This is a genomic window from Pseudoalteromonas sp. OOF1S-7 (genome assembly GCF_022347765.1).
Taxonomy (GTDB): Bacteria; Pseudomonadota; Gammaproteobacteria; order Enterobacterales; family Alteromonadaceae; genus Pseudoalteromonas.
Genome location: NZ_JAKRFZ010000012.1, coordinates 61,490 through 77,626, shown reverse-complemented (window position 1 = coordinate 77,626; position 16,137 = coordinate 61,490). Strand labels below are relative to the sequence as shown.

General features: G+C 47.8%; 12 protein-coding genes and 1 riboswitch. Of the genes, 5 read left to right on the top strand and 7 right to left on the bottom strand.

Features of this window, described 5'->3' with window-relative positions:
• Nucleotide 1 precedes the first annotated feature (1 nt).
• From MHN33_RS16710 to MHN33_RS16695, 4 genes are all read right to left on the bottom strand, one after another.
• Nucleotides 2–1,384, bottom strand: a complete 1,383-nt coding sequence (locus MHN33_RS16710) for a sigma-54 dependent transcriptional regulator (protein ID WP_239399520.1) — start codon at nucleotides 1,382–1,384, stop codon at nucleotides 2–4.
• Between the two features lie 33 nt (nucleotides 1,385–1,417).
• A complete protein-coding gene (locus MHN33_RS16705) occupies nucleotides 1,418–3,844 on the bottom strand; it encodes an ABC transporter permease (RefSeq protein WP_239399518.1) in 2,427 nt (808 codons plus the stop codon).
• Nucleotides 3,841–4,578 carry an ABC transporter ATP-binding protein gene (locus MHN33_RS16700; protein WP_239399516.1) on the bottom strand — a complete coding sequence of 246 codons (738 nt, stop codon included), beginning with the start codon at nucleotides 4,576–4,578 and terminating at the stop codon, nucleotides 3,841–3,843. Before MHN33_RS16700 ends, MHN33_RS16705 begins: the two co-directional genes overlap by 4 nt.
• A gap of 96 nt (nucleotides 4,579–4,674) precedes the next feature.
• Entirely contained in the window at nucleotides 4,675–5,931 is a 1,257-nt protein-coding gene (locus MHN33_RS16695; protein ID WP_239399514.1) for an HlyD family efflux transporter periplasmic adaptor subunit, read from the bottom strand.
• 462 nt (nucleotides 5,932–6,393) lie between these two features.
• Between MHN33_RS16695 and MHN33_RS16690 the strand changes: the two genes are divergently transcribed.
• From MHN33_RS16690 to MHN33_RS16680, 3 genes are all read left to right on the top strand, one after another.
• A complete protein-coding gene (locus tag MHN33_RS16690; protein WP_239399512.1) occupies nucleotides 6,394–7,755 on the top strand; it encodes a hypothetical protein in 1,362 nt (453 codons plus the stop codon).
• A 9-nt stretch (nucleotides 7,756–7,764) separates the two neighbouring features.
• Nucleotides 7,765–8,691, top strand: coding sequence for a hypothetical protein (locus MHN33_RS16685; protein WP_239399510.1), 927 nt, complete (start codon nucleotides 7,765–7,767; stop codon nucleotides 8,689–8,691).
• 276 nt (nucleotides 8,692–8,967) lie between these two features.
• Nucleotides 8,968–9,330, top strand: a complete 363-nt coding sequence (locus MHN33_RS16680) for a hypothetical protein (protein WP_239399508.1) — start codon at nucleotides 8,968–8,970, stop codon at nucleotides 9,328–9,330.
• Between the two features lie 6 nt (nucleotides 9,331–9,336).
• On the opposite strand, the gene MHN33_RS16675 is transcribed toward MHN33_RS16680, so the two are convergent.
• Nucleotides 9,337–10,122 (bottom strand): class I SAM-dependent methyltransferase, encoded by a 786-nt coding sequence (locus MHN33_RS16675; protein ID WP_239399506.1) that lies wholly within the window; start codon nucleotides 10,120–10,122, stop codon nucleotides 9,337–9,339.
• Nucleotides 10,123–10,508: 386 nt separating this feature from the next.
• Here MHN33_RS16675 and MHN33_RS16670 point away from each other — a divergent pair, with 386 nt between their 5' ends.
• Nucleotides 10,509–12,086 carry a phage tail sheath C-terminal domain-containing protein gene (locus tag MHN33_RS16670; protein WP_239399504.1) on the top strand — a complete coding sequence of 526 codons (1,578 nt, stop codon included), beginning with the start codon at nucleotides 10,509–10,511 and terminating at the stop codon, nucleotides 12,084–12,086.
• A 143-nt stretch (nucleotides 12,087–12,229) separates the two neighbouring features.
• Here the strand turns inward: MHN33_RS16670 and MHN33_RS16665 are convergent, their stop codons facing one another.
• Both MHN33_RS16665 and MHN33_RS16660 read right to left on the bottom strand, forming a co-directional pair.
• Nucleotides 12,230–12,592, bottom strand: a complete 363-nt coding sequence (locus tag MHN33_RS16665) for a hypothetical protein (protein ID WP_239399502.1) — start codon at nucleotides 12,590–12,592, stop codon at nucleotides 12,230–12,232.
• 197 nt (nucleotides 12,593–12,789) lie between these two features.
• Nucleotides 12,790–13,506: an SIMPL domain-containing protein gene (locus tag MHN33_RS16660; RefSeq protein WP_239399500.1), complete on the bottom strand. Its 717-nt coding sequence runs from the start codon at nucleotides 13,504–13,506 to the stop codon at nucleotides 12,790–12,792.
• Nucleotides 13,507–13,861: 355 nt separating this feature from the next.
• A riboswitch (cyclic di-GMP riboswitch) is annotated at nucleotides 13,862–13,944 on the top strand.
• Between the two features lie 450 nt (nucleotides 13,945–14,394).
• On the opposite strand from MHN33_RS16660, the gene MHN33_RS16655 reads away from it, so the two are divergent.
• Nucleotides 14,395–16,137: a cellulose binding domain-containing protein gene (locus tag MHN33_RS16655; RefSeq protein ID WP_239399498.1), complete on the top strand. Its 1,743-nt coding sequence runs from the start codon at nucleotides 14,395–14,397 to the stop codon at nucleotides 16,135–16,137.

The window sequence follows — 16,137 nt, the reverse complement described above, 5'->3', positions numbered from 1 at the left end:
GCTAGTCAGCCATGCCAAATTTAGCCAGCCTGCGATAATAACCACTGCGGCTCAGTCCCAGTGAACGGGCGGTTTCGCTGGCATTACCCTGATGATGGCGCAGTCTCTGGCGCAGTACCGTCTGTTCGATTTCATCCAGCGTCAGGCTTGGATCATCCACATTGGCTGCCACCCCTTCCCCGGTTGTGATTGCCAGATCATCCGGTGTGATACGGTCTGAATGACATACAAACAGTGCCCGCTCCAGCACATGACGCAACTCGCGAATATTGCCGGGCCAGTTGTAATGGCGCAGCGCAACCTGAGCCGCCTCACTCAGTTGTGGCACAGGTTTGTTGTACTTTGCCGCGAACTGCGCCAAAAAGTGCTCAGTCAGCGGGGTTATGTCTTCTACTCTTTCTCTGAGTGAGGGCACTCTGAGCTCCACGGTGTTCAGTCGATAGTAGAGGTCCCGGCGAAACGTTCCTGCCTGGATCTGCGCCGGTAGGTCACCATTGGTGGCAGAGATCACTCGCACATCAGCAACCTGAGACTGACTGCTGCCAACGGCCTCAAACTTACGCTCTTCCAGCACGCTTAACAGCTTGGCCTGCTGCGACAGCGGAATATTGGCTATCTCATCCAGAAATAAGGTGCCGTGACGGGCCATTTCAAAACGCCCGGCCCTGGCGGCCTTGGCATCGGTAAACGCCCCTCTGACATGGCCGAACATTTCACTCTCGAACAGGTTTTCGACAATCGCGCCCATATTGGCCGTCACGAAAGGCTGCTCAGCACGCGCCGAGCAATGGTGAACATAAGCCGCCAGCATGCTCTTACCCGTGCCGTTATCGCCGGTGAGTAAAATACTCATATCACTTTGCGCCAGCTGCTCAAGTTGGGTCAGCAGCTGTTGCATTGGCTGTGAACAGGCCACAATGTCACTGCGCATTTGCGGGTGCGCCGCTTGTTGTAACAACTGGTTTTGCTGTTTCAGCCGCTCATTCAGCCCCTGTGACTGCGCCAGCGTGATGTGAGTCTGCAATGTGTGCAGCAAACGCTCGTTGTCCCAGGGTTTTTGCACAAAATCCTGAGCACCACTGCGCATGGCATCCACCGCCAGCTCAATGGTTGCCCAGCCAGTCATCATTACGATTGGCAAGTGGTTGTCGAGCTGCCTAAGCTCGGTGATAAGCGCAAGTCCTTCTTGCCCTGAGGTGGTATCTTTACCAAAGTTCATGTCCAGCAAAGCGCAGTCAAACGACTGCACTTTGACTTTTTCCAGCGCGGCCTGAGCCGTGGTGACACAACTCACCTCATAGCCTTCGTCCTGCAACAAAAATGATAAACCTGCAATGACGTTCATATCGTCATCGGCTATCAGAATATGTCGTTTTGTGCTCATGCCGACTCTTATATTTCCTTCATTGTTAAAGGGTTATTCATAACGCAGCGCTGCGACGGGTTCAAGTTTAATCGCCCGTTTGATGGGGATGTACACCGCCAGTAACACCACACCTGCCAGCGCCGCACTCACCGCAACCGCCATCACATAATAGGCGCCGACCGGGAATAAGCCTTCAGTAAACTGCTGAAACCCCATTGCCAGCAGCGCAAACAGGAGCAGTGCGAACCCAAGGCCGATCGCCAGCTGAAAGGCCCCCTGGCGCATAAACAACCTGACAATGGTGCTGTCACGCGCCCCCACGGCACGGCGAATGCCAATTTCGTGGGTACGTTGTGCCACAGCATTGGCCGTCAGGCCATATATGCCAATCACCGCAAGGACCAGGGCAAAGGCACCGGTTGCAAAGGTCAAATTTGAAATAAACTTCATTGACTCGCGCATTTTATCGCGGTTTTTAATGGCTGGCATAACCGTTTGTGTAACTTCCAGGTTAGGTGCAATCTTGTACATCGCCTGATAGAAGATTTCATCCGCATTGCGCGTGCCGGGCAAAATGCGATAAGACAGCTTTTGCAGTGTTTGCACAAACTGACTACCACTGATGTAAATTTCATCGGCCGAGTCAAGCTTGCCAAACAGGGATTTTGGGTTCATCAGGTTAGAGACCACCCCCACCACAAACACTTGCTGCTGTTTGCCCTCCAGCTCCATGGTAAAGTGTTGCTCCAGCGCAGACTCCCCCGGCCAGTAGCGCTTTGCCATGGAATCACTGATGATCACCACCTTACGCTTGTCCATCGTGTCGCCTAGGTTAAACAAACGCCCTTCGAGCAATTGTACTCCGGTGGCCTGATAATCTCCCAGCATAGAAATGGTATCTATGTCGATGCCCTTTTGCTCGTCACTATAGACTTTATCAGCAAAATACACGGCGCGCGGGCCTAACCACTGTGCCACCGATACGTGTGTAACCGCATTATGATTTTGCACCGCATTCATCAGCGCATAGGTCAGGTTCAGGCGCTGTTGTGCGCTGGGGTAGTCGTGTTCCGGGGTACTGTAGCGGGTGCTCATCACATTCTGATAATTATCTCCCAAATCGAGATTGACAAACTTATTAGCGATCAGCGCTGATATGGAGCCGATCAGCATTAATATAGCGACTAAAAAAACCTGAGTGGTTACCAGGATACGAGACAGACGACCGGCTTTGCGACTTTGCGCGCCTCGGGTGCCGTCTCTGAGTGTGGCATTAATATCCTGACGGGTACTGCGCCAGGCGGGTAAAAAGACCGCCAGAAACACCGTGCTCAGCATATACGCCAGCGCCATCAACAGCGTTGCGCCATCCAGGCCATATTGCCACCAGAACAGTCCGGCACCGGGCAACCAGGAGCGCAGCGCAACGTTCACATAATCCAGCACAGCACCGACCAGGCAGACACTCAAAAAAGTGCCCAGCAGGGTGATCAACACGCCTTCCCACATCAGCTGGCCGATAAGGCGTCGTGAGCTTGCGCCCAGCGCGTTGCGGATCGCGGTTTCTTTTTGCTTTTCAAGAATTCTGGCCAGCAACAGATTGCCCACGTTGATACAGGCCAGCAGCAGCACTACCCAGGAAACCGCGCTTAGAAAGAAAAACACCGTAGCGCCTTCTCCGCCGGTTTGGGCCATCTGAAAGGTAAGAATGCGCGCCTGCTTTTGTACCGGCTCCATGCCATAACTCTGCTGATTATGCAGTTGTAAGGTGTGCAGGATTTGCGTTATTTCACGCTCTGCCGCAGCAATGTCAATACCCTCTTTGAGGCGAATATAGGCATTAAACTGCTCACTCATCGGTGCCTGTACATCGAACACTTTGTCGGGCAGAGGCAACCAGATCCGCGCAATATGCGGAAAACGATAGCCGCTTGGCATTATCCCAACCACCTCGGTTTGCACGCCATTAAGCTCAATGGCCTGACCCAGCAATTGCGGGTCGCGGTCAAACTCATCTTCCCAGATCTCTTCGCTGAGTACCGCTACGGCAGGCGCTCCGGGCTGGCTGTCTTGTGCGCTCAGGGTTCGCCCTGCCAGCGCTTCAGTGCGGCTGAATTCAAAAAACTCGCCCTGCACCGAGGCACCAAAAAAGTTGCGGCCCGCATCACCTTTACTCAGCCGCACGTCCTGATCACGAAAAATGCCGATCTCCGCGAAGCTGTTGGCACTTTGCGTTATGGCCTGAAACTCCCTGGCCGTGGGCATATCAAATTCACCGTCGTTATACACCACCAGGCGCTTTGCTGTTGCGCCTTCCGGTAAAGGCAGCGGTTTATAGATAGTGGTATACAAAAATGAAAACGTGAACAGGGCTATCGACAGACCACCTAACAGCACGCCCAGCGTCATCGCGCTAAACCGGGGCGACTGATAGAGCTGTCGCAGCGCGTATTTCAGATCCAGCAACATGGCCATCATAGTGCCTCCAGATCCAGCGCGTTGTGTGCCACAGGCTGTCGCGTTTTTGTATTGCGCGTATCGCCCACCAGACGACCATCAAACATTTCCAGGCTGCGCTGTGCCCGCTGTGCCGACGCCGGGTCGTGGGTGACCATGCAAATGGTGGCACCTTCTTGATGCAGCTTGTCGAACAGTTCCAGTACCGCAGCGGCGTTCCTGGAGTCCAGGTTACCGGTGGGTTCATCTGCCAGTATAATGGCAGGGTCGTTCACTAATGCCCTGGCAACCGCAACACGTTGCTGCTGACCACCGGACAGCTGGGATGGAAAGTGCGCAGTACGATGGCTCATTTCTACTTTTTCAAGCACTTCCTGTGCCTTGGCTAGCATGGTTTTGCGGCTGACTCCAAACTGGTAGCTCAAAGGCAGCATGACGTTTTCTGCTACGGTGAGGTCAGAGATGAGGTTGAACGACTGAAATACAAAACCAATTTGCTTACTGCGGATCGCAGCACGCTGGTCGCGCGACAGGCCGGATACATCCTGATTGCTCAATATATAGTGCCCCTGTGTGGGTGAATCCAGCAATCCCAGCAAAGACAGCAGGGTTGACTTACCGCACCCGGATTGCCCGGTCAGGGACACATATTCGCCTTCGGTGATGCTCAGGTTAACCCCATGCAACGCCTGGGTTTCAATTTCATCGGTGTAAAAACTTTTACTGATATTTTCTAATCTTATGAGTGCGCTCATGCATGACTCCATTTCAGAGCCAACAGGGTGCAGCAAACAACCTCTGTTGGCAAGGTTAAGGCGTTACGGCCAGCTTGTTTCTTTACTAGAAACGCATTAATTCAGTTTGATTTCGGCATGATCCTGCCAGTCGCTGCTGTCGGATATAATCACTTCATCTCCGGCGCTCAGCCCCGAGACTATCTGCACCCGATTCACAGACACCTGGCCCAGCGCCACCGCCGTTTTATGGGCAAAACGCCCGGCCTCATCGAGTTTATAAAGCTGGATCTGACTGGATTTGGGGGCATAGGTTGGACGCCGGACATACAAAGTATTGCTCAGATGGCTGACCTGAATCTGTGCGTCTACCGTCAACTCAGGGCGGGCATCTGCGGGCAGGCTTGCGGGTAACGCAACATCAACCAGCACCATACCGTTCTCTACCGCCGGATCAATGCGCGCAACCGTGCCGGTTATCTTGTTGTTTCGGGTATCCAGCGTTACGCTCTGGCCAATCTGAATATCCTGGACTCTGACTTCCGGTACTTGCAACTCGGCATACAAGTTTTGCTGGGATGCCAGCAGCGCGATGCTGCCACCCAGGCTGACCTGCTCACCCAGCTGCAGCGAAATTTGCTGTACTACACCGGCTTTGTCGGCGCGAACCTGCAAGGCATCAACCTGCTCCTGCATCCGCCTGAGGTTATTGTCTAACAGACCAAAGCGGGCGGTTTGCGCCGCTTTGGTTGCCGCAATCTCGGCGCGCATTTTTAATGCCTTTTGCCTGGCCGCTTGCCACTTTTGCTGCTCCCGCTTTACCGCCAGCTGGCTCTTTTGATAATCAAGCTGCGATACCGTGGCATTGCCCTGCTCGATTAGCAGGGTTTCGGCGTCGAGTTTCAGCTTTTCGGCCTGATGACCCAGCTCTGCCGAGACCACCTGGTTGTCGAGTTCTACCAGTTGAGATTCCAGCGCAACAATGGTGGCGTTATTCTCGGCCTTGGCCGCTTCTTGCTCCCAGCGCGCCTGCTCAAGCTCCCGTTGTAGCTGCGGATTGGATAACTTGAGTAGCAACTGCCCCACCACGACCTCGGCACCCGCTTTAACCAGCACCTGCTCTACCCGACCCGATACCTGCGCAGCGACCCAGCGGATCTCAGCGGGCTTTAGCACCCCGGTGGCCCGAACATTGACCTGAAAATCGCCCTGCTCCACCCTGGCCGTCACAACCGTTTCCCTGTCTACAAAGTAAGACGCATCACCACTAAACTGTCGTATTCCGTAATACCCCAACGCCAACGCCAAAACCGGCAGCAAATAACCCAGCTTTTTCCAGCGTGCAGGCTGTTTAAGATCTCTTTGTATATCCATCTGCTTTTCTCTTCTGTTATGGATCTAGTTTGCAGAAGTCGTTACAAGGGATGTGCCAGAGTTGAACAGAGATTAAGGCTTTGTTTTTACTAAACTTTGTTTACCAACTTGAGAGGTGACAGAAGGAGGTGTGCCGCTTTTGACACAGGTGAAACAAACAGATGTGTCGAAATTGAGACAGGGGTTGAATTGAGACAGATAAGAAGGTAGAACGAGGCACTACGTTATTCCTGCTGTGCTAAAATGGGCAAAACTAGTTATACAATATTCTCACGGAAAAAGTAGTCACGCCCGCTCAATAGTGACACTATTACACTAAAAAGAATAATCTTCTTGTTTATTAGCACCACAGGCTCCTTTACACATCAAATTATTAACCGAAAAAATTTAGAATAAAACTACTTTACAAAAGCACTTTTTGATAATCTATTTTTATCATAATAAAAAGGAATGTTCATTACGATGAATAAAAAGAAATTAATCACCAGAAGCAGTATGCTTATGCTTTTTTCTGCATTGTCAGTCAATGCAAGCGAAGCCCCTCCCGAGCATATATTTCTCAAACCCAGTGACATTCAGTTTGGCCCTGACAGACCTATAGAACGTACAGATACCTCAGAATTCAGTCTCCGCACCAAAGCAGCAACCGGTAAGGAAGGTAGCAGTCAGCGCGAGCGTGCATTACTCTACTTCAATGGCATGCTGACAGGAAACAAAGCACTCGATATAAACACGCCCGCAATTAAAAGTGCCATGAGTTATCAATTCGATGTGTTTGAACATGTCTCCAATGAAAATGAATTTTTTGTTGATCAATTCGCGGAAGTGATTTCTCAGAAACAACAAGATGAACCTCATATCTCCGAGTCAGACTTTTGGGAAAGGGCAGCTTACTACAGTTTAGGCGGCGCACTCCTCGACCTTTCAGCATTTACTGCAAGCTTGATAGACGAATATAGTCAGCCGACCGATAAAGACCTTGAATCAATGATTAAAACAACAATCAATTATATAAATTCAGGTTTCAATGTTGTAATTTTGGCTCACTCTCAGGGGAATTTCTACGCGAACTTCACCTATAATGAAATAGCCAGAAGATATGGAGACACTTTTCTCAGACACCTTGAGCTCGTTTCTGTCGCTACGCCAGCGGTATCAACAAGTGGAGGTGGACCACACACCACCAATACAAATGATCGCGTCATGAATGCGATACGTGTAGCAAAACCTGCAAGCCAGGAACCCAGAGCCGCAAATATCACAATTCCATTTTTTGAGGATAAAACCGGGCATGGATTAGGTGAAACCTACATAAGGCAGGATCCTGTATCCATCGGCCACCTCGAATCTAAAGAGAAAATTCGACAAGATGTGATTGACGCTTTTGAAAAAATGGAAGCACAGAAAGAAAATGAAGACGATGGCGGGACTATCCCCCCTTCATCATGCTTACACAATGGAGAAAATTACTCCGTCACATTTAGTGGATTTGAAGAGCATTTACCTTCCCACACTACAAATGATACGTTCAGTGGCTACAAACGAACATTTTGGCCCCCGGTAGGGACTAAATTCAATTTGGTATTAGAAGTTTGGGGTGCAAGTCCATCCAAGCTTTATAACAATGTACAGTTCAATTGGAAGTTTGGAAAGTATTCCCATGTTTATAAAAAAGGCATTTTAAATAACACATTTTCCGAATCAAACGAGTTTTATTATAACCCCAAAAATGATGGGAACTTTACCCTTGGGGTTAGACACTTAGCAACTGACGATGCTGCATATTCAGTAAATTGGAGAGCAACACTTTCGTGTGTCTATTAAGGATCAAATATGAAAAATCTATTTTTACTTTTTTTGCTCGGCCTGTTACCCCATTTATGTTTTGCAGTAAATATTTCGGACATAGAGAAAGGTAATGTAGGCGGGATAGTCCCCATTACTACTGGTGGAATTTTTGCACCTATTCCAGTTGTATTTGCAAAAAACCTGCCTCCAGCACCGCAGGACGATGGTAGCTTAGGCAGTATAGACTCTGATGATGATGGTGTTCGTGATGATATTGAAAGATATATCGCCCAACAATATCCTCTAAATCGAACTGCACGAGGCTATTTATATCATGCGGCGGCATATGCTCGAAAAATAGTCTCGGCTCCCAGTTCTCCAGCGCTGGCTCATCTGGAAGAAGGGCAAATGGTGCCGCACCAGGTATTATATTCGTACCTGGAAGTACAAAAAGCGACTCATTGTATGAATACCAAAGGTAGAGACAAAATTCGATATGTTACTGCAATGAATATGGACTCTAAAGAGCGTTTCATTGCTTTTATGAAAAATACAGCCAAGGTCAAAAAACTAATTAAAATTAGCGATCAAGGGACAGATTGCCGTATTTCAAATACTGAGCCTTTACGCGCTGATCATTCAGGCTTTCATAGTAGAACTCCTGATGACCTGCATGGTTATATTACTGATGGACTTGGTGTGACCGCAGTAAACAAGCATCGAAAAGTGGGGATGGGGATCAATGCACCTAAACGCTTTACCATATATAACAAAGCAGGCAGTGATGGAACTTTACGCATTAAAGTGTGGCAATCAGATACCCTTATAAAGAATGCCCTCGTCACAAAAGGATCATTTCATACCTTTACTTTCATACACACTATGTTAGACAACCAATGGCTAGAGTATGAAGTGTTTAAAGAAAGCGGTGACACCGTCCTGTTCAATATTAAAATTGATCCAAACATCTAGCCGAACCACAGTTAAGAGAACAAAATCATTTTATCTACAATGATAGTATACTCTCGATGAACCGGTGTCATTCTCAGAGGTCGCTTCTATTATCAGCGACCTCTGAATTGACTCTGCCATACACAAGTACCACCCAGGCTTAAATACACATATCCGTTTATTTCACAACCCCACTTCTCCAAGGTGCCGATAACCAGATAAAAAGAAAGCAAAGATTAGCACTATGATGGTGGTAGACTATCCTACATAGTGTTTAATGTATGAACAGGACAGGCTATGCAGCACGCACTTAAGCTATTACTTTCAATTGTTATTGTAGTCGTGACCTTTATCGCTTCAGCAACGCTGGCTGGTATACTGGCCGAATACACCGGCTGGTGGAAAAAGCCGGTAATAGGCGGTGTGGCAGCGGCTTGTGTGGTGCTTTCAGGTTATATGAGTGCGCCCGGGCATAAATTGTACTGTGCCGCAGCCTGGTTGGTGATTGGTGCAGTAGTGGCCGGGGTGATGTCAGAGGTATTTATGTATGCCGAAGATGCGAATACGTCACTGCCTTTGTATATCACCTATGCCTGTGGTTTAGTGACCTTGCTGTTATGCTGGGTTTGGGAGCGCAACCGGTTTAGGCCACAACAATAAAACGGACTAATAATCTGGGCGCTGGCTTTTACTGGCCTTAATCGAGTACAGCATAGGTACCCACTGCCCTTGGTGCAGTTTGTGATACCCAAGCTCCGGTACATACTCCAGTCCTTCATAGCAATCGTATGGGCTATAGGGGTGCTCCTCAAAGAGCTCAATGTTCAGGCCTGATGTGATCAACGCGTTGATCACATCACTGACCGAGTGGGTCCAGGTCACTGTGGTACTTTTGGTGCCATCGCAGTTTTCAGTATAAGTCCCCTCCTGCTCAACATCCGGCGTACCATGAGGGAAGTAGGCATAGCCTGCCAGCAAGTCGTTAATAGGATGGAACTCAACCAGATGGAACACACCACCTGCTTTAAGTGCGCTGGCCACGGTATTTGCCCATGCGGTTAGATCAGGCAACCAACACAATACCCCATAAGAGGTAAACACAATATCAAACTGGCGTGTATTATTGCGACCGAACTGGACCACATCACTTTCGATAAACCGGGCTTTGAGACCAAGTGCATCTTTAAGGCTATTCGCCTGTGCTATAGCATTTTCAGATAGATCCACCCCGGTCACGTCGGCGCCCAATCGCGCCCAGGACAAGGTATCCTGGCCAAAATGACACTGCAGGTGCAGCAAAGACTTGCCTTTCACAACACCCACCTGTGCCCGTTCAACCGGATTCAATGAGCATTGCCCGGCCTTAAATCCGGCAACATCGTAAAACTCTGATGCCACGTGTACTTTGGTTCGGTTATCCCAGGCTGATTTATTAATGCTTAAATAATCCATGATATCAATTAATTGTAAGTTCCTTAATGACTGTTCAGTAACATAGCGCAGACGTATGAACGGTGCAAACCTTTGTGAAAAGTCACGACTGGAGATAAGAAACCAATTTAATCGTTCAATAAACGCCGCACAAGATACCTAACTTGCGCATTTATTGATCCTGACAGCTTTGGTCGTTGAATTGAGTCGAGTATAGTCTAACAGAGACTAATTCAGACGCTGTTCCATTTGAGACGGCAGAGTTAGTCCGTCACAGGAACGAGCGCAAAAAACGCATCATTACTAGCATCAACTATTATGGTGTAAAACAGGTTAACAGTTTCACTTCGCTAATACCAGGGACAGTGAATTATTCAGCCATACAGGAATAAGAGGCAAATATTGCTATGGTCACTTCAAACATTAAAACTCCTGGCGTTTACATTGATGAAGTAAATGCTTTTCCTAACTCTGTTGTTCCGGTAGCAACAGCAGTGCCGGCATTTGTTGGTTACACACCAGATGCCGAGTACGAAGGCAAGTCGTATTTAAACAAGGCGCAAAAAATTACGTCTTTTGCTGAGTTTCAGGCAATTTATATGAAGGAAAACCCGCCGCCGCCAGCAGCTCCTAGCGTGCAATATCACCCTGAATACTATTTGATAGAGTCTGAGCAAAAGCCCGACACCAGCGATTACCTGACCATTGCAGGGCGCTACTACTCAGTTGTGCCGGACCCCACTAGCATTTATTATTTATACAATAGTGTACGCTGGTTCTACGAAAATGGCGGTGGGGACGCCTATATTGTGTCTGTCGGCATCCATGGTAACAGTGCAGGCAAGCCGGATGATATCGACGCTCAGATAGTTAATCCGAATGTAAAACTGGATGATTTGCAGGCTGGTTTATCGCTACTAGAGAACGAACAAGAACCCACCATATATATTTGCCCGGAGGCAACCTTACTGTCCGTGCCCGAAAACGGTCAGCTGATGCAAAGCATGTTGCAGCTAGCGGCTGAAATGCAATCCGCCATCTGTCTGTTCGACATTATAGGCGGCAAAGCACCAGACCCCATCACCTATACGCAAGATATCGAAACCTTCAGAAACAATACGGGCCCAAACGGCCTTAATTACGGCGCGGCATACTACCCCTTTGTTGGCACCACCCTGATGCAAACTGATGAAATTAACTATACCAGCCTGTGTGGTGGCGACCTTTTACAATTACAGGCATTACTCAGCCCGGCATCAGCACCAAACGCAGCGGCAGAAGAGATCATCGCCAAAGTGATTCAAAATGATGGGTCCATGACCACATCGCAGTACCATGCAGCGCTGCTAAGTGCCTCTCAGACCTATTCACAAATTATCTCGCATGTTCTGCAAGACGCCAATGTACTGCCACCCAGTGGCGGTATGGCCGGTGTTTATACGGTGAATGATAACCAAATGGGTGTCTGGCATGCGCCGGCGAATACGTCTATTGTGGGTGCAGTATCTTTACCCATTAGGCTGACAGATTCTCAGCAGGAGAATCTAAACGTTGACGCCCTCACGGGCAAATCTATTAATGCCATTCGCTTTTTCAACGGCCAGGGCATTCTTGTTTGGGGAGCGCGCACCTTAGATGGCAACTCACAAGACTGGCGCTATATTCCAGTACGCCGTACTGTGACCTTTATTGAACAGTCCTGCAATCAGGCTATTCGTGCCTATGCATTTGAGCCAAACGATTCTAACACCTGGGCTGCAATAAAAAGCGAAATCAGCAGCTTTCTGACTGGCGTCTGGAAAGAAGGGGGATTGCAAGGCTCACAACCAGCAGACGCATTTCAGGTCGAATGTGGTTTAGGCTCAACCATGACCAGCGACCATATACTCAACGGTATTTTAAGAGTGAGGGTTAAATTAGCCGTTCTGCGCCCGGCAGAGTTTATTGTGATCGAGTTTGAGCAGGAAATGGGTAAACCGGGTTAATGACCGTTACTTTGGATATTGAGCCAAACACCCAAGTTTGAGGGAAGTTAGTCAAGCCAATCTCAGATTAGCTTGCATTAGAGTGACTGTGCGCTTCTGCAGCGGGGCTGCCAACTGGCAACCCCCTTTACAAAGTCCATGTTCTAGGCTTTATTGTGATAGAAACGGCCAGTTTCATAGGGTGTTATCATAGACAATCTCTTCTGTTGATCCTTTTTAACGGCCAGATATGGCAGCGAGTCTCCATTTAGGTCCACGGCTTCACCTAATTGGCCTCCTTTCAGCCCAAGCTGCTTGCTCAGCTGCTCCATCTCTTTTTGCATCTGTGGCAACACTTCTGTTTTTAGCTTTTTTGCCGCCTGCGCATAACGTTCTCTCTCCTCGGCAGAAGAGGCATTTTGGGCAATTTGCTCAAACTCAACAATAATCTCCTTGGTCCCATTTACATCACCAACCCGGAAGTTGTAACCAAAATAAATATCCATCACATTACGTGGTAGTTGCATAGCGTCAGCTCCTTGCTATTAGTAAACCCTATGAAAAACAGAGCAAATATCACACCAACCAAATAAAACATTTAGGGTTTATATGTGACATCTAAGCGTTTAAGTGCCAGTTGCAATCTAAAAAGGGTTCACATGGCTAGCTGTGTATTACTACTCAAAACCTAATTTCAAATCTGAGAAACAAATCAAAACAGACCTTATGGCGTTAACTTATAGAGAACGTTTATTGTTTTTGATATTTCAATATGTTTAGGCACAAAAAAAGAGCTATCAATGGGTGGCATACCAAACGCTATGGCTCTGTCATTGTCCAAACCAAAGGTCGCAAAAAATGACTTGTATGATCCGGTGTCATTAATGGCGAAAACAGAGCCTAATTTAACATCTAAGCCAAGTGCCATTTTTTTTGCCTTCAATTTTGCGTTTTTGCCAGCAAGGCCAATTAGCTCAATTTCAATCTCTTCTCGATTTGATACATCAAATTCGCTTTTCAGACCCCTTACATTATCCATTTTGCTGATCTCATCAGCAATTTCTGAATAATGTCCTAATTTATCTAACCGGATCTCAAAAACCTGAGTAAACTCGTATCCCAAAATATCCAATTTGCTGTAGCCATTATTTTCACGGGCTCGCTTCGTATCTTTTACAAGCTGATGCGATGTAATATTGTCAGTACTCACCTTATATTTTTCCAATATTGATAGAAGCGTGGCAGCCGTATTATTCAGTTTTTCAAAAGCTGTATCAGCGCTTTCTGAATAAGTAACAACCTCTATACCTACTACCGCGGTGTCCGGCGTAACTTTTCGGGAGCTGTCTCCAGTCACAGTTACAAATGGAAAATCCGGAATGGGAGAAGAAATAGCATTCCAACTCATCAGCAAGTATCCAATTAGCATTAAAGCTCTCACGTTAATCTCCTTAAAATTTAATGTTTCAAAAACCGTGTACTTGTTATTTTCAAATCGACACTGACACACAATAAGCCGTTCGACTTTTTAAAGATTGTCCACCAATCACGAACAGAAAACATACCATAACCGGACCAAATTTAGGACACATTCCTCTGCCCCTTTGCACAATTTAGCCACATTGTGCACATTTCTAAAAATGAGCATAAATCATTAAATTTAAAGGACTTCATAATAACAACGAACAATTATCAGACAACCGTTCGGCCTGTAGCCGGGTGAAATGTGCAAATAATGTGAAAGTTGGGGTTGCGGCTTTGTGATTATTGCAATTTTAAGCTAACTTCCACAGACAGGCTTAAAATAGCAAACCTTTTGAAAGAAAGGGACGCAAAGCTTCCGGTCTAAGGTGATTGCTAAGATAGCGGGGTTGCTGAATGCCAAAGAGTATAAATGAAACGTAAAACCAATTCGTTTAAATAAATGTTCGCTTTGAGGCGACAAAATACTATCAATAACACGGCGAAATTTTGATATTTAGCTAAGCTAAATGAAAAATTTTTAACACCGTTGGTGTGATATTTACACCTTCAAATTGAACAAGTATTAAGTGAAATTGGTACTGTGTGCATACTGTTGTTTTGTATGCGCATTGCGTAGCATATTGGCATTCACGCCTATGACATCTGTTGTCATACCGTCTACTTTCAGTCTTCCTTCACCCCAGAGCTTGCCCTTGCTATTTAAACCTGTTCATTCTGGTCGACCGCCTATTCAGCGAAGAACAGCAGGGAAACAACATGTCAGATGACAATGCTCTGGGGAATACTCATGAGACAACATAGATACAACAAGCAGCGCCGGCTTTTTAAAGTCGGGCTCTGTTTAATGGCTTTAGGACACGCTATGCCAGGCCTGGCAGCGCAGTGCGAGTTCAAGGTAAAAAATGAGTGGCAAAGCGGTTATACCGCAGAAGTCACAGTACATAACGATTCCGACGTCGCCTTAGATGGCTGGACGGTCGGGCTTGAGTTTAATCAGGGTGAGTCAATCAATAATGCCTGGCGCGCCCAACTCGGCGGCAGCAACCCCTATCAGTTTGAAAACCTCAGCTGGAACCGAAAGATTAACCCAAATTCGTCAACGTCTTTTGGTTTTAACGTGCAAAAAGCGGCCGGGCAAACCGCCGTTACGCCCAAGTTTTCTGGCATATGTGACAGCACAGCACAGGACAACAGCAACGAGTTCAGTGTTGCCATTACCGCGTCCGACATCCAGGCCACGGCACCTGCAACAATCCAGTTCAGCAGCGAGCTTGCCAATTCGGCTTCAGACACTGTGAGCTACCTGTGGGATTTTGGTAACGGCCAAAACTCAGATGAAATGAACCCACAGCATACCTTTGAGCAGCCGGGTGATTACCAGGTGTCATTAACCATCAACGACGGCACCAATGACTATCAGGCAGCGCCGATCACGCTCTCTGTTGAAGAAGCACAGCCAGGATCTGCGCAGTGTGTGTTTGAAGTTGAACAGGAATGGATCTCGGGCTTTCGCGGCAAGGTCACCATCACCAACACCGAAAGCGTTGCCATTTCAGGCTGGAAAGTCCTGATGGAATTTGCTGATAACACTAAACTGACCGGCGTCTGGCATGGCAATCACAGTGGCAATAACCCCTATGAGATTGTCAACGAGAACTACAACGGCACCATTAATCCGGGCCAGAGCTTAAACTTTGGCTTTAATGCCCAAAAGGCGCAGGAAAACGATGCCCCTACTACGCCTTCGCTAGGCGGCTTATGCTCGACAGACGGCAATATTAATCGTGCGCCAACGGCCATTGCGTCTGCCTCAGTGACCTCGGGCCAGCGCCCTCTAACAGTGAACTTTGATGGCAGTGACTCTTCTGATCCAGACGGCGATACCCTGACCTACAGCTGGGATTTTGGCAATGGCAATACATCCAGCGAGCCAAACCCTGCTTATGTTTTTGATCAAACCGGTACATTTACGGTCAAACTATCGGTCAATGACGGGGTTAATACCACAGTCAGTCAGCCCATCAGCATTCAGGTCACAGAGCCGGATGTAGCGCCCATCACCGGGCCGTTTGAGTTAAACCCACAAAACTCTAGCCTGTATTTTGTCTCAACTAAAAAACAGCACGTGGTTGAAGCACACACCTTCGAAAACCTCAGCGGTAGTATTTCTGATCAAGGCGCGGCAAGGCTCACTCTGGATCTGGCCAGTGTTAATACAGGTAACGACACCCGGGATGGCAGAATGAAGGAGCACCTGTTTGATACCAGCTTGTTCCCCCACGCCGAAGTACTGCTCGCTGTTGATTATGCAGCTCTGACAGCCTTACCCATTGGCAGCACTGAAAAGCAGACAGTGACCGCCACGCTCAACCTCAAAGGCGTGATAGCCGAAGTGACTGCAGACGTGGCAGTTCGCCGCCTGACGCACACTAATGTGATGGTGCAAAGCCTTGCCCCTGTTGTGCTGGACGCGACAGATTTTGGTTTAGAGCCAGGTATAGAAACACTGAGAACATTGGCGAATTTATCTGTGATCAGTTACGCGGTTCCCGTGAGCTTTAACTTAGTTTTTGAAGCTCAACAATAG

What these genes read in the sequence shown, in the direction of transcription:
- MHN33_RS16675 (WP_239399506.1), bottom strand. Translation starts at nt 10,122, where the DNA reads ATGGATTATTTAAGCATTAATAAATCAGCCTGGGATAACCGAACCAAA.
- MHN33_RS16695 (WP_239399514.1), bottom strand. Translation starts at nt 5,931, where the DNA reads ATGGATATACAAAGAGATCTTAAACAGCCTGCACGCTGGAAAAAGCTG.
- MHN33_RS16680 (WP_239399508.1), top strand. Translation starts at nt 8,968, where the DNA reads ATGCAGCACGCACTTAAGCTATTACTTTCAATTGTTATTGTAGTCGTG.
- MHN33_RS16670 (WP_239399504.1), top strand. Translation starts at nt 10,509, where the DNA reads ATGGTCACTTCAAACATTAAAACTCCTGGCGTTTACATTGATGAAGTA.
- MHN33_RS16665 (WP_239399502.1), bottom strand. Translation starts at nt 12,592, where the DNA reads ATGCAACTACCACGTAATGTGATGGATATTTATTTTGGTTACAACTTC.
- MHN33_RS16710 (WP_239399520.1), bottom strand. Translation starts at nt 1,384, where the DNA reads ATGAGCACAAAACGACATATTCTGATAGCCGATGACGATATGAACGTC.
- MHN33_RS16700 (WP_239399516.1), bottom strand. Translation starts at nt 4,578, where the DNA reads ATGAGCGCACTCATAAGATTAGAAAATATCAGTAAAAGTTTTTACACC.
- MHN33_RS16655 (WP_239399498.1), top strand. Translation starts at nt 14,395, where the DNA reads ATGGCTTTAGGACACGCTATGCCAGGCCTGGCAGCGCAGTGCGAGTTC.
- MHN33_RS16690 (WP_239399512.1), top strand. Translation starts at nt 6,394, where the DNA reads ATGAATAAAAAGAAATTAATCACCAGAAGCAGTATGCTTATGCTTTTT.
- MHN33_RS16685 (WP_239399510.1), top strand. Translation starts at nt 7,765, where the DNA reads ATGAAAAATCTATTTTTACTTTTTTTGCTCGGCCTGTTACCCCATTTA.
- MHN33_RS16705 (WP_239399518.1), bottom strand. Translation starts at nt 3,844, where the DNA reads ATGATGGCCATGTTGCTGGATCTGAAATACGCGCTGCGACAGCTCTAT.